Source organism: Thermodesulfovibrio hydrogeniphilus (assembly GCF_054657355.1).
Map to the genome: position 1 here is coordinate 668,466 of NZ_BAAHYW010000001.1, position 13,688 is coordinate 682,153.

At 35.2% G+C, this 13,688-nt stretch carries 16 protein-coding genes and 1 tRNA gene; 9 read left to right on the plus strand and 8 right to left on the minus strand.

The genetic code is table 11. The features are described from left to right. Positions 1–21: 21 nt before the first annotated feature. The 5 genes from aprB to ACYQ3P_RS03430 all read right to left on the minus strand — a co-directional run bounded on the left by aprB (position 22) and on the right by ACYQ3P_RS03430 (position 3,648). Positions 22–450, minus strand: coding sequence for an adenylyl-sulfate reductase subunit beta (aprB, locus tag ACYQ3P_RS03410; protein ID WP_460176548.1), 429 nt, complete (start codon positions 448–450; stop codon positions 22–24). 24 nt (positions 451–474) lie between these two features. Continuing rightward, positions 475–876 carry a DUF6955 family protein gene (locus ACYQ3P_RS03415; RefSeq protein WP_460176549.1) on the minus strand — a complete coding sequence of 134 codons (402 nt, stop codon included), beginning with the start codon at positions 874–876 and terminating at the stop codon, positions 475–477. Between the two features lie 12 nt (positions 877–888). Further along, positions 889–2,274, minus strand: coding sequence for a sulfate adenylyltransferase (gene sat / locus ACYQ3P_RS03420; RefSeq protein WP_460176550.1), 1,386 nt, complete (start codon positions 2,272–2,274; stop codon positions 889–891). Between the two features lie 14 nt (positions 2,275–2,288). After that, positions 2,289–2,939, minus strand: coding sequence for an adenylate kinase (locus ACYQ3P_RS03425; protein WP_460176551.1), 651 nt, complete (start codon positions 2,937–2,939; stop codon positions 2,289–2,291). Between the two features lie 94 nt (positions 2,940–3,033). Continuing rightward, positions 3,034–3,648 (minus strand): XTP/dITP diphosphatase, encoded by a 615-nt coding sequence (locus ACYQ3P_RS03430; RefSeq protein ID WP_460176552.1) that lies wholly within the window; start codon positions 3,646–3,648, stop codon positions 3,034–3,036. Between the two features lie 44 nt (positions 3,649–3,692). Between ACYQ3P_RS03430 and ACYQ3P_RS03435 the strand changes: the two genes are divergently transcribed. Beyond that, positions 3,693–3,769 (plus strand) — tRNA-Met (locus ACYQ3P_RS03435). Positions 3,770–3,772: 3 nt separating this feature from the next. Here the strand turns inward: ACYQ3P_RS03435 and ftsY are convergent. Next, complete coding sequence (ftsY, locus tag ACYQ3P_RS03440; protein ID WP_460176553.1) at positions 3,773–4,678, minus strand: signal recognition particle-docking protein FtsY; 906 nt, start codon at positions 4,676–4,678, stop codon at positions 3,773–3,775. Further along, entirely contained in the window at positions 4,678–6,456 is a 1,779-nt protein-coding gene (locus tag ACYQ3P_RS03445) for a hypothetical protein (RefSeq protein WP_460176554.1), read from the minus strand. Before ACYQ3P_RS03445 ends, ftsY begins: the two co-directional genes overlap by 1 nt. Positions 6,457–6,592: 136 nt before the next feature. Here ACYQ3P_RS03445 and ACYQ3P_RS03450 point away from each other — a divergent pair, with 136 nt between their 5' ends. From ACYQ3P_RS03450 to nusB, 8 genes are all read left to right on the plus strand, one after another. Further along, positions 6,593–7,009, plus strand: coding sequence for an RDD family protein (locus ACYQ3P_RS03450; RefSeq protein ID WP_460176555.1), 417 nt, complete (start codon positions 6,593–6,595; stop codon positions 7,007–7,009). Between the two features lie 74 nt (positions 7,010–7,083). Further along, the gene (locus tag ACYQ3P_RS03455) at positions 7,084–8,121 is read left to right on the plus strand and encodes a rod shape-determining protein (protein ID WP_460178040.1); all 1,038 of its coding nucleotides are present in this window, start codon (positions 7,084–7,086) and stop codon (positions 8,119–8,121) included. Then, complete coding sequence (mreC, locus tag ACYQ3P_RS03460) at positions 8,121–8,876, plus strand: rod shape-determining protein MreC (RefSeq protein ID WP_460176556.1); 756 nt, start codon at positions 8,121–8,123, stop codon at positions 8,874–8,876. The genes ACYQ3P_RS03455 and mreC overlap by 1 nt, the downstream gene beginning before the upstream one ends. A 16-nt stretch (positions 8,877–8,892) precedes the next feature. Then, on the plus strand, positions 8,893–9,381 hold the full coding sequence (locus ACYQ3P_RS03465; RefSeq protein WP_460176557.1) for a hypothetical protein: 489 nt from the start codon (positions 8,893–8,895) through the stop codon (positions 9,379–9,381). Further along, positions 9,381–11,135, plus strand: a complete 1,755-nt coding sequence (gene mrdA, locus ACYQ3P_RS03470; protein WP_460176558.1) for a penicillin-binding protein 2 — start codon at positions 9,381–9,383, stop codon at positions 11,133–11,135. The genes ACYQ3P_RS03465 and mrdA overlap by 1 nt, the downstream gene beginning before the upstream one ends. Then, positions 11,122–12,249, plus strand: a complete 1,128-nt coding sequence (rodA, locus tag ACYQ3P_RS03475; protein WP_460176559.1) for a rod shape-determining protein RodA — start codon at positions 11,122–11,124, stop codon at positions 12,247–12,249. Before mrdA ends, rodA begins: the two co-directional genes overlap by 14 nt. 12 nt (positions 12,250–12,261) lie before the next feature. Next, positions 12,262–12,723, plus strand: coding sequence for a 6,7-dimethyl-8-ribityllumazine synthase (gene ribH, locus ACYQ3P_RS03480; RefSeq protein WP_460176560.1), 462 nt, complete (start codon positions 12,262–12,264; stop codon positions 12,721–12,723). Positions 12,724–12,734: 11 nt separating this feature from the next. After that, a complete protein-coding gene (gene nusB, locus ACYQ3P_RS03485; protein WP_460176561.1) occupies positions 12,735–13,202 on the plus strand; it encodes a transcription antitermination factor NusB in 468 nt (155 codons plus the stop codon). A 22-nt stretch (positions 13,203–13,224) separates the two neighbouring features. On the opposite strand, the gene ACYQ3P_RS03490 is transcribed toward nusB, so the two are convergent. After that, the gene (locus tag ACYQ3P_RS03490; RefSeq protein ID WP_460176562.1) at positions 13,225–13,674 is read right to left on the minus strand and encodes an Hsp20/alpha crystallin family protein; all 450 of its coding nucleotides are present in this window, start codon (positions 13,672–13,674) and stop codon (positions 13,225–13,227) included. Positions 13,675–13,688 lie beyond the last annotated feature (14 nt).

Genomic DNA, 13,688 nt, shown 5'->3' on the forward strand with positions numbered 1-13,688 from the left:
TATACCTCCTTCTTCGTTTTTTTACTCTTTTCTGGCTTCATAGTTAAAGTAGCCAGGACCTTTAATCTTTGAATAATCAGGCTCAGGTAATCCTTCGTAAATGTTCTCAGCTTTCCAATATCCCTCTGGAGTAAGTCTGATTGGGAATTTGAATCTCTTGATTGCGCCATTTCTGAACTTAATTGTCCACATAATGGCATCCTGACCTCTCATTGGAATAACGCTTGCTCCGAGTGGGAAGAAGTCTGCGTAACCTCTAATCTCAATTGCTTGCTGTGGGCAAATCTTCACACAGTTGTAGCATTCCCAGCACTGATCTGGCTCCTGGTTAAATGCCTTCATTTTCTCTCTGTCGAGAGTCATAAGGTCATTAGGACAGATGTACTGGCATGCTGTCTTGTCCTGGGCTTTGCAGCCGTCACACTTTTCAACCATTACAAAACTTGGCATAGCTTAACCTCCTTTTTTAGTGTTTTATGCCGGTTTTTGAACCGGATTTTTTTGCAATTCTAAGATATCGCTAATGTCAATATCAGGAATTGGAAGCTCTTGGCTTTCTTTTGCAATCTCGTCTTTAATGCTGTCAAGTTCAGCAAGTGCCTTCTCTATTACTTCTGGCCCCATTGATTTTAACTCAACAATCTTTTTGAACACAAGTCTCTTAAATGCTGCCGGAGTTTCTTCAATAAATCCTCTTGCATCAAATCTTGCCTTTGTGAATTGATCAATTGTTTTCTGGGCAAGATCATCTGGAACTTCAATAACAAGTCTCTTTAATGCACCACCAAAAATTGGCTCTACTTTTTCCTCAAGGGGAGTGCCCTTTATAGCTGCCAATCTTTTTTCGTCAATTACAACTCCAAAAAACTTAGCCATTATTCACCTCCTTTATTTTTTTAAGTGAGCTGGAAGTTCCATGTGAGGGAGATCAATCTCTAATCTCTCCTCTCTCTCTTTGAGGTACTTCTCATTGTTAAATGGATATCCAAATTCCTTCCACCATTTTACAACAACCTTGTAAACTTCTGGTCTGTAAATCTGTGGGGGTGGCATTACACCTTCATTAATGAGACCTCTGATAAAGCTTCCAGAGTATCTTGAGTAAATACCCTTGTGGTTGCAGTTATCAGAATATGCAAACTCAAGACATTTTGGACAATACCAGAACTCAGCAATGTTTTGTGGTCTTATATAGAAACCACCATCAACTTCATATGGTGGAGCATCAAATCCAAAGCTTGGAATGCCCTTAGACCAGAGAATCTGTGTTGCATAAATATCATAATATTCGCCAAGTGCTGCATGGTCTCTTCCAAACATATGGAAGGAAATACCCATGTTTTGTCTGATTACTGCATGAATTAATGACTCTATCGGGTTTCCATATCTCATATCCCAGAGAGTAAATGTAACAAGATGACGCTCAGGCTTAATGTATCCTGCTAAATGAATCATCTCGTGTCCTTCAACAATTGCCTCATCTGGGAAATCTCCAATTCTCTTTGCACCAACAATTGCATTGACAACAATGCCATCACATGGTTTGATGTCTCCAATATATGCAGCCTGTTTCATTAATGCTTCATGACCTGTATGTGGAACATTTCTTGTCTGGTGGGCAATAACTGTTGTCCATCCTCTCTTCTCAAACTCCTCTCTTGCTCTCTTTGGTGGATACCAGAATCTGTCAAATGGAGGTCTGAATTTTGGCTCATTGATAATTGTGTATTTTCCTGCAAGGATAATTGGATTGAGTGAACAGTAAATGTTATATCCTGTGTGTTTCTGGTCAAATGGAACTTTTACAACTTCTGGGTTCTTTTCAGGTGTTCCAAATACTCTAACTGCAACATCACCTGGAACTATCTCATAAACCTCTTCAATCTCAAGGATTGCAAATGGCTCACCTTTCAATCTTAACAAGAGCCAATCACCAGCTCCAACTCCGAGTTTTTTGAAATCTTCCTCTGAGATATCAAAAAGAATTGGATATGGGAAGACCCATCCACTTAAAAGTCTTCTTCTTTCAAGAACGCTCTCCAGCTCAGCCTTTGTCATTGAGCCTTCAACCGGGCTGAAAAATCCATAACATACAGACATAATCTCCCTGTAAACATTCCTTACAGGGTTTCCCTTAAAGAGTGTGGGCTTGATGTCATAAACTGCTGAGCACTTTTCCATTAATTTTCTTGCCATCTGAGGATCACGGACGACCCTTTCGACAAGCTTTCCACCATGAGGTGGAGGCAGAGTCTTAATTCTTACTTCTGGCATACCTTTCCCTCCTTTTAATTTAATTTGTCTAAGATTGCACAGATGTTTTTAAATATTTCGTCTATGCTACCTGTGCCTGCTACACTTTTCATTATTCCCTTTTTGGAGTAATAGTCAATCAGTGGCTCAGTTTGGGCTTTATACACTTCAAGTCTTTTCCTGATTGTTTCTTCCTTGTCGTCATCTCTCTGGAAAAGCTCGCCACCGCACTTGTCACATTTCCCTTCTACCTTTGAAGGCGAATAATAGATGTTATACATCTGTCCGCATGATTTACAGGTTCTTCTTCCTGTAAGCCTCTTCATAAGGTCATCAAAAGGCACATCAAGATTTAATGCAAGATTTAATGGCATTCCCATTTCTGCAAGCATTTTATCAAGGGCTTCTGCCTGAGCAACATTTCTTGGAAAACCGTCAAGAATAAAGCCTTTTTTGCAGTCATCCTGAGAAAGCCTTTCCTTAACCATTCCAAGAACAACTTGGTCAGGAACAAGCTCTCCTCTATCCATATATGCCTTTGCTTCTTTGCCAAGCGGAGTTCCTGCTGCAACTGCTGCCCTTAAAAGGTCACCTGTTGATATCTGCGGGATTCCATATTTCTCTACAAGCTTTTTTGCCTGCGTTCCCTTACCTGCCCCGGGAGCACCAAGAAATACTAATCTCATTGAATCCTCCTTGTTTTGATTTTGGCTTCATTAAAAATCGGTTGAATATAATTTAACTCATTACACAATAAAAAGCAACTTAAATTTTATAATTTTATAATAAGTTTTGCTTATAAAAATTGGCGTAGTATATCAAAAATTTCTTTAATTTGTCAAGAGCCTCATTCCTGTGACTTATACTATCTTTTTCGTGTGGTTCCATTTCTGCGAAGGTTTTCCCATAACCTTCAGGTATAAAAACAGGATCATATCCAAATCCCTTTTTCCCTTGAGGCTGTTTTGTTATTTTGCCTTTTACAAAGCCCCAGAAAAGATGCTCTTCTGCATTAGGCAAGACTAAGGCAATGCAACATACAAAACGGGCATTTCTCTGGTTCTCTGGTATACCCTCTAATTCTTTCAAAAGTTTTTTAATATTTTCCTCGTCAGTTGCATTTTCTCCGGCAAACCTTGCAGACCTTACTCCGGGTTTGCCACCTAATACATCCACTTCCAGCCCTGAATCATCAGCTAATGCGGGTAATCCTGTTTTTTTGCAGACATATCTTGCTTTTTTGAGAGCATTTGCATCAAAAGTTTCACCGTCTTCAACAACTTCCTTAAGCTCAGGAAAGTCATCCATTGAAAGAAGTTTTACATTGAGTCCTTCTAAAATTCGCTTCAACTCTTCAATTTTTTTCTTGTTTCTTGATGCAATTACAAGTTCCATAGCCTTGACAAATCCTTAATTTTTATGTTATTTTAAAATGTTATCGCGGGGTGGAGCAGTCTGGTAGCTCGTCGGGCTCATAACCCGAAGGTCAGAGGTTCAAATCCTCTCCCCGCAACCAATTTTAATCAAACAAAGCATCCACAAAATCTCTTGCATTGAATTCTTTTAAATCTTCAACTCCCTCTCCAATACCGATTAGCTTAATCGGTGCTCCTATTTCCTTTTTTATAGCAAAAACAACACCACCCTTTGCTGTTCCATCAAGCTTTGTTACAACAACTCCTGTAAGATTTACAGCTTCGTTAAAAAAAATTGCTTGTCTTATTGCATTTTGTCCAGTTGTTGAATCCAGCACAAGAAGTGTTTCATGGGGAGCATCGGATATGGATTTTTGGACTACTCGGTTAACTTTTTTTAATTCCTCCATAAGAGGAGTCTTAGTATGAAGCCTTCCTGCAGTATCAATGATAACTATATCCTTGTTTTTTGCCTTCGCAAATTCGCATGCATCAAAGGCAACTGCTGCTGGATCTGCTCCACTGCGATGTTTTATTATGTCAGCCCCGGTTTTTTTAGCCCATATCTCAAGTTGCTCAATTGCTGCAGCCCTGAATGTATCTGCTGCTGCAAAAACAACGCTTTTACCTTCGCTGATAAATTTGTAACCAAGTTTGCCAATGGTTGTTGTCTTTCCTACACCATTTACTCCAACAACCAGAATAATTGAAGGCTTTTTAGAAAGATTCAAATTCGTATCACCTTCAAGAAGCTTTGTTAATTCCTCTTTAAGTGCTCCTTTTAAATCTGTAGAGTCTTTAATACTTCCTTCTTTTACTTTTTTCTTTAATGTCTCTATTATATCCTCTGTTGACTTTGCTCCAACATCTGCAGAAATTAAAATTTCTTCAAGTTCTTCTATTGTAGTTTCATCTATCTTTTTTCCAACAGGTATTATGGCTTCAATTTTTTCAACAATGCTCTGCTTTGTTTTTGTTAATTTCTCCTTAAGCTTGTCAAAAAAACCCATTAACTTCTCCTAAACTCAATTACTATCTCGTCTGGCTTTTTAAAAGTCCGATACTTGAGAGGTTTTTTAAGAACAATATTCAATACTACCTTGTTTCCATCCTCTGTAACTGTAACCTCTTTGATAAAATCTGATTCAACCTGCACTGGTTTTTCAAGTTTATTCTGGGCAGGATATACCTCTAAAATTATTGACATTGTGCTACCTTCCTTTTTGGTTACAGGTTGATATCCACCTCTTTTTCCGATATTAGGAATGAAAAGAGTTAATGTAGCATTTGTTTTTGTTTCAACAAGGGAAATATTTTGAAGCTCTAAAATGGATGCTTGGGAAAGCTCTTCGGCTTTTTTATCTTTATGATTACTAATTTTAGCCTGCTTTTTTGTCTTTTTCTTTGAAATTTCAGATTTTTTTGCCTTTGCTGGCTTGCTTATCTTTTTCTCTTTAGGCTTCTCTTTCTTTTCTTCTTTAACTTTGGACTCAATAGAAGGCATCTCTTCTTCCTCGGGAATTGCTATGATGTCAAATTTTTCTGCCCTATCATAAATTAACTCCACTATCGCAACTCCATTTACAAAGGCTGAAGGTGGAATTCTATTGGGAGTAAGCGTTCCTGAACCTGTAGACATCAAAAGAACATTTTTGCCATATTGATTGTAATTTACCATCACTTTATCAAGATGATTGTATGCGATAACCTTTGCTTTGAATTTCTGTCCTGTAATGATTGTCTCTGGGGTAATAACTTGAAATTTTTTAATCTTTGGGGGAACAACCCTTATTGTATCTGTTTCGCCATTTATGTTGTCTTCTTTAAAAGCTTTAACATAAATCTTTATTTCCTCAGGTCTGTCATATCTTAAGCTGACCTTAGCTACTCCATTAGAAAAAGCATGCGTTGATAGTTCTGAGGGGAAAATATATCCTTTACCCTTAGCTTCTATTATCACTTTTTCTTTTTGGGATGACAAATCTTTAACAATATTTTTAAATTTATCAATTGCTGTTATTGTTATATCAAAAGACTCATCAACAACAACTTCACTTGGAGACTCAACAATAAAACCATAAACCTCTCCATTAACTATCTCTACCAAATTGCTTTTACCATAAATATTTTTGTTCAATAAATTTGCTTCTATGTAAAATTTTCCAATCTTTTCAGAATAAATCTTTACATTAACACCGCAACTTTCAGGAATAAATTGAATCTCCTTTATCTGTGGAGTCACTTCTCCTTTAAAAAATAAGTTCAATAAATTTGCATCAAAATCCTTACAGACAGTATTACCAAATTTATCCTTTCCAAAAATTTTAGTTATAATTTCATTGCCTACGCTAACAGTTTCAGGAGCTTTAATATCAAGGGCACTTATAACATTTGGAATGATTTTTATCTTTTTTTCTAAAACCGGAAATGCCTTGCCTTCTTCATAGAGATGTAAAATTATATCCTCTGCCTTTTCAGAGAAGATTTTTATTTTTAAACCTGACTGAGTTATTTCATTTGATTTAAATTGCTCAGGAAATATTTTTGTTGAACCTGATGCAATAATTTTATAACTCTTTGAACTGTCTGATGGCATATTTAAAGTATTGCCAAATATATCAACTGCATAAAGTATTATTATAGATTCTTCCCCAGCAATTAATTTATCGGGGGTATCAATCTGAAAATGGTCAAAAGTACCGGGTTTAGCAACAATTTCTCCATATGCTGAACTCGAGAAAAGTATTAACAGAAAAAGAACAAAAACTTTTAGGCTTTTATAGTTCATTTTGCCCTCCTTTAAAAATTTTCAGAATTTTGATTTACCCATAAAATTTATTGTATCCTATCATAATTGTTTATGCAAAAAAGAGGCAAGTGTTAATATATTATAGAACATTTAAATTAATAATGGAACAATAAAAATGACTAATAAAAATAATTTAAGTTTGATTTTTTTCAGAACCATCGCAAAAACGCTTGACTTATTGCTTGTTTTAGTACTGTGGAAAATTTTTCCAAATGCTGGACTTTTTATAGGAATTTTTTATCTCTTAATAAGCGACGGACTCTTTAATGGAAGTAGCATAGGTAAGAAGTTTCTGAGAATCAAAGTTATGAATGAACAGACACAGGTTCCTTCAGATTTTAGAAGCTCTATAATTAGAAATCTTCCGATAGCTTTATCTTTGCTTTTCTTAATCATTCCAATTCTTGGATGGATTATATGCTCTTTAATAATTATCTTTGAATTTATTATCATAATTGGAAGCTCCGAAGGAAAAAGAATTGGCGATTATATAGCAGGTACATATGTAATTGATGAGATTGAAATAAAATAAGCATTTCCTAAATTTTAATATCAAGTTTAAGCTCAAATATTTTAAAATATCAAGAGAAAAAAATAAGTAGGAGGATTATAGTGTTTATTCAAAAATTAGTTGGGAAATTTTCTAATGATTTAGCTATTGATCTTGGAACAGCAAATACTCTTGTTTATGTAAAAGGAAAAGGTATAGTCTGTGATGAGCCTTCTGTTGTTGTATTAAGAAGGGACAACAGAAAAGTAATTGCCGTTGGAACAGAAGCGAAAGAAATGATGGGCAAAACTCCTGCAAATATAATAGCTATTAAGCCTCTTAAAGACGGTGTTATAGCAGATTTTGATGCAACAGGAGAGATGCTTAAATATTTCATATCTAAAGCTCATAACAGAAAGTGTTTTATATCACCAAGAGTGATAATAGGCGTACCTTCAGGTATAACACAGGTTGAACAGAGAGCTGTAAAAGATGCAGCAATGGCATCAGGTGCCAGAGAGGTATATCTCATTGAAGAACCTATGGCAGCAGCAATAGGTGTAGGGCTACCTGTTGATGAACCATCAGGCAATATGATTGTTGACATAGGAGGCGGAACAACAGATGTTGCTGTAATATCCCTTAGTGGTATTGTTTGTTCAAAGGCAGTAAAGGTTGGTGGAGATAAAATGGATGAGGCAATAATTACTTTTATAAAAAGAAAATACAATCTCATGATAGGAGAGCGAACTGCAGAACTCATAAAAATCAATATTGGCAGTGCATATCCTATAAATTCAAATAAAACATTGGAGATAAAAGGAAGGGACCTTGTAAGTGGAATACCAAAGGCAATTAATATAACAGAAGAAGAAATAAGAGAAGCTTTAGAAGAGCCTGTATCTATAATTTTGGAGACTATTAAAGTTACTCTGGAGAATACTCCGCCTGAACTTGCTTCAGACATAGCAGACAAAGGAATTGTTCTCGCAGGAGGAGGTGCTCTTCTTCGGGGACTTGATATTCTGATTAGAGAACATACAGGCGTTCCAGTCATAATTCCAGATGACCCTCTCAGAGCAGTAGTAAAAGGTTGTGGAGCAATGCTTGACAAAATAGAATTACTTAGAAAAGTCTCTATTAATGTTAACTGATGATAAAAAAATCAACCACGATTGTTTTATTAATTGTTATAGCAATTGCTTTTTTGCTGATAAGTTATCAATTAAAAGGTAGTGTTAATTTTACAAAAATTCATTTTTTACAGTTCTCTTACGCCATAAATTCAGTAAAAGAATTTTTTTATGATGTATTGTATTTGCGAGAAGAAAACAGAAAACTTAAAGAAGAGCTATATGGTCTTAGACTACAAACAAAATCATATCAGGAATTGATGGATGAAAATAAAAGGTTAAAAAATCTTTTAAATCTGAAGGAAACAAGAAGAGATATCATAGCTATAGCAAAGGTAATCAAAAAAGGTTCTAATAAATTTGTAAAAACAATATGGATTGATAAGGGACTAAATGACGGTATCAAAATAAATATGCCAGTAATAACATATAGAGGTTTAATTGGTAAAGTTATTTACACTGCAGATAATTTTTCTGAGGTAATTTTATTAACTGACCCTAATTTTTCTGCTTCTGTGAGATTAGAAAGAACGAGAGTAGAAGCAGTTTTAAGCGGAACTGGTTTAAATATATGTGTTTTAAAATATTTACCATTGGAAGAAGAGGTTCTTATAGGTGACAGATTAGTTACTTCAGGGACTGATGGAATATTTCCAGAAGGCATAATGGTCGGCGCTGTAAAAAGTATCAACAAAAAAAAGGGATTATTTCAATATATTGAAGTCATTCCCTTTCAATCTGAGTTAAATATTGAAGAAGTGGCGGTAATCAGATGAATGTGAGAAGTGAAAAGTGAAAAGAGCGTTGAAGTGGGTAATATTGATTTTTCTTGCTTTCTTTGCTGAGCAATATTTTTTAATTGATGGAATTACATTAAACTTTTCTTTTCTTTTAATTTATCTCTTTGCCATAGAACATACATTTACAGAAACAGAACAAAAAAAAATTGCTTCCTCCGAATTATTGCCATTGCTTTTCTTTGCTATGACTGGATTAATAGAAGATTTATTTCAGGGAATAATTGGTCCTGCGATAATTTCTAAATCAATAAGTGGAATGTTTTTAATCGTGCTTACCAGACAGCTTTTTTTTCATTGGACAGAAATTTTTAAAACTCTTGTGATTTTCAGTTTTACCATACTGGATGAAACTATTTACAGCTTTATTGTAATTTATTTTTTCAGTATTGAAATCTCTTCATCTTTGTTATTGAAAAAAATATTAATTTCAGGATTAATAAATATACCATTTGGTTTAATTTTGAGCTGGAAAAAACCCTGATGAACGCTAAAGAGAGACTATTTTTTATAACAATTTGTTTGATTTTTTTGATAGTTATACTAAGACTTTGGCAGCTTCAAATAATTAATGCGGACAAATACAAGCAACTGGCAGAGCAAAACAGAATACGAATAATAAAAATACCTGCTCCCCGTGGAATTATTTATGACAGAAATGGAATTCCGCTTGTTGAAAATATTCCTATATTCAGTGTTTCAATATCTCCTGAATATGCAGATAAAATTGACAAAGAAATACTTTCTAAAATTCTAAATATTCCCTACGAAGAGATTGAAAAAAAACTCAGTCGAAAACCTGAAAGCATATATCTTCCTATCAGAATTAAAGAAGACTTATCCTTTAGGGAAGTTGCTATGCTTGAAGCAAGAAAATCAGAACTACCGGGCTTGCTGATTGATATAGAGATGAAAAGACATTATCCATTTGGCGAGGCTACAGCCCATTTATTAGGATATTTAGGAAAAATTACAGAGCAACAAATACAAAATAATCCAGCTCTGAAAAGCTTGCCTCCCTATTTTATGGTTGGTCAAACTGGAATAGAAAAAATATATGATGATAAACTGCGAGGAATTCCCGGAGAAAAAATCGTTGAAGTTGACGCTCTTGGCAGGGAATTAAGATTAATCAAAGAAACACCACCTGTAAAGGGTGAAGATGTCTATCTTACCATTGATGCCCTTTTGCAAGAAGCTGCATTTAATGCCTTCAGAGGATATTCTGGCGCATTTGTCGCCATAAAACCTGATACAGGTGAGATTCTTGCTCTTATAAGTTCTCCTTCTTTTGACCCAAATATGTTTGTTGAAGGTGTGCCCAGTGAGTATTGGACTAAGCTAATATCGGATCCAGAAAAACCTTTACTTAATAAAGCAATTCAAGGACTTTATCCTCCGGGATCAACATTTAAGATAATTACCGCACTTGCAGGGCTTGAAGAGGGAGTTGTAACTCCAGACAGAATACTTGCAAGCTGTAGTGGCGGATTAAGTTATGGAACTTGGTTTTTCGGATGTTGGAAAAAAGAAGGACATGGACCTGTAAACTTACGAAGAGCCCTTGTGGAGTCATGTGATGTTTACTTTTATGAACTTGGAAGACTTCTTGGTATAAATAAAATAAAAAAATATGCAACAATGCTTGGACTGGGGAGTTCTACAGGCTTTAGTTCTGATGAAAAGGATGGTCTTGTGCCTGATGAAGAATGGAAAAAGAAAACATTAAAAATATCTTGGTATCTTGGAGACACTTTCAATACAGCCATTGGACAAGGATTTTTAAGAGTTACTCCTTTACAAATGGCTTTAATGACCGCGACTGTAGTAAATGGTGGAAAAAAATATTCTCCTCACATTATTAGAGGACAAGATGTAAGCTCTACATCTTTGTCATTTAATCCTAAAAATATAGAAATAATAAAAGATGCTTTATCCGCTGTTGTTAACGAACCACAAGGCACAGCTGCCCAAGCCCGTTCAGCTATAATAAAATTTGGAGGCAAAACAGGAACAGCTCAGGTAGTAAGTAAAAAAGTTAAAGAAAAAATACTCCATAAAGCTAAGATAGAGCATCATGCATGGTTTGTGGGGTTTGCACCAGTAGATAATCCGGAAATTGCCTTTTCAGTTATAGTTGAACATGGTGGTGGTGGAGGAGCAGTTGCTGCTCCAGTGGCAAAAAATATCTTAGAGGGATACATTATTAAAAAGAGGCAGCTAAATGTTAAAGATTGACAGAAGAATGATTGAGCATTTTGATTGGATGACATTGATGGTTGTTATTTTTATTTCCATTATCGGCATTATGACAATATACAGTGCTACCAGACCTCCTATGGACGAAGGACAACATCCCCCTTTTTATGTAAAACAACTTTTGTGGCTTTGTATTGCAATTTTATCACTTATTGTATTTGTAATCGTTGATTACACAAAATTCAAGAATGTTTGGCTCATTTTTTATATCGTTGGCATTTTACTACTTGTCATAGTCCTATTCACGGGAAAAACAGCCATGGGAGCAAAAAGATGGATCAACTTGGGATTCTTTTCATTTCAGCCGTCAGAGATATTCAAGATTATCTTCGTAATCAGCATCTCTGCTTTTCTTGAAAATAAAAAATCTCCTCTTTCAACTAAGGATGCATTAAAAACAATCGCTATTTTTGGAATAATCCCCTCTTTCCTTATTATGAAGCAACCTGATTTAGGCACAGCGATTTTAATCTTCACGGTTACTTTTATAATGATTATCTACAAAGGTTTGCCTACAAGACTATTGTTATTGTTTATATCCATAGCAATAACTTCAATATTGTTCCTTTGGGAACTGCTTTGGCATGGATTAAAGGATTATCAAAAGAACAGACTGTTAGCATTTTTAGACCCCACTGTAGATCCAAAAGGGATTGGATATAATATTATGCAATCTGTTATTACTGTTGGCTCAGGTGGTTTTTTTGGAAAAGGATATCTTGAGGGAACACAAGGTCCTTTGAAATTCCTTCCTGAAAGGCATACTGACTTTATTTTCCCGATCTTTGCAGAAGAGTGGGGATTTCTTGGTTGTATAGTTCTTCTTTCTCTTTATTTCATCCTTTTTACAAGATGCTTTAAAACATCTTTAATCGCAAAGGATAATTTTGGCAAACTAATCTCAATTGGCTTTACATCTATATTTATACTGTACTTCTTTATAAACATCGGCATGACAACAGGAATTATGCCTGTAGTAGGAATTCCTTTACCCTTTATGAGTTACGGTGGAACAACGCTTCTTGCAAATTTTATAGGCATAGCATTCATAATAAATGTTAGAATGAGAAGATTTGAATTATTTTATCCATAAGGAGGCAATAGTATGAAAATTATTGAAGGAAAACTTCAAGCACAAGGTTTAAAATTTGGCATTGTTGTAAGCAGATTTAACGACTTTATAACTTCCAAGCTTCTTGAAGGAGCCCTTGATGCTTTGATAAGGCATGGAGCTAAAGAGAATGACATTGAAATCGTTAAGGTGCCCGGCTCATTTGAAATCCCTTTTGTTGCCAAAAAATTAGCCCAATCTGGAAAATTCAATGCTATTATCTGTCTTGGCACATTAATAAGAGGAGCAACACCGCATTTTGACTATATTGCAGCTGAGGTTTCAAAGGGAATTGCTCTTGTAAGTCTTGAAACAGGTGTTCCAGTGTCCTTTGGCGTAATAACTACAGAAACCATTGAACAGGCAATTGAGAGAGCAGGCTCTAAATCAGGAAATAAAGGCTGGGATGCAGCATTGGTAGCCATTGAAATGGCAAAAGTATTAGAACAAATTTAAAGAAGGCAAATTTGGATACTTTAGAAAAAAGCTCACCTATGAAAAGGCGACTTGCAAGGGAATATGTTCTGCAGTTCCTTTATGCAATGGATATAAAAGAAAAATTGAATAATGGTAAAGACTATAATTTTTTGCATGATGAACTTGATAATTTTTGGGAACAAAATGAACAACAAGACAATAGTATAATATCTTTTGCAAATGAACTCATTGAAGGAACACTGCAGAATATAGAAAAGATTGACAGGCTAATAATAAAATACGCAAACAAATGGGATCTTGAAAGAATGTTAACTGTAGACAGAAATATTCTTAGGTTTGCAATCTATGAAATTCTTTATCGCCACGATATTCCATTTCAGGTTACAATAAACGAAGCTGTTGAAGTTGCTAAGAAATACTCCACAAAAGAAAGTGCGTCATTCATAAATGGAATTCTTGATAAAATAGCCAAAAATGAAGGGGCTGGCGAATCTTAAATCCGCCAGCCCGTATCACCCTTTACTCAAGAGGTATCTTTATTTCCTTTGGCTTTGCCTCTGCCTTTCTTGTCAAAACTATCTCAAGAATTCCATCTTTGAGTCCTGCCTTTACAGAGGATTTATCTATATCCTGAGGAAGATTTATAGTCCTTGTAAATGCTCCATAACTTCTCTCATTTAGAATATAATCCTCGTCTTTAATACCTTCTGGCTTTTTAATTTCTCCTTTTACAATAAGTCTGTCATCAGTAAGCGTTAAATCAATATCATCTTTTTTTACACCCGGTAACTCAACCTGTATTACAATTTCTCCCTGTCTGTCAAAAATATCTACATTGGGCGAAATTATTCCCTCTGTGCTAACATCTCTCCTTCTTCTTGCCGGTGACAAAAACTCCTCAAATAACCTGTCCATTTCTTTCCTCATCTCTTCAAGCTCTTTTAAAGGACTCCACTTAACAATTGACATTTTACACCTCCTTT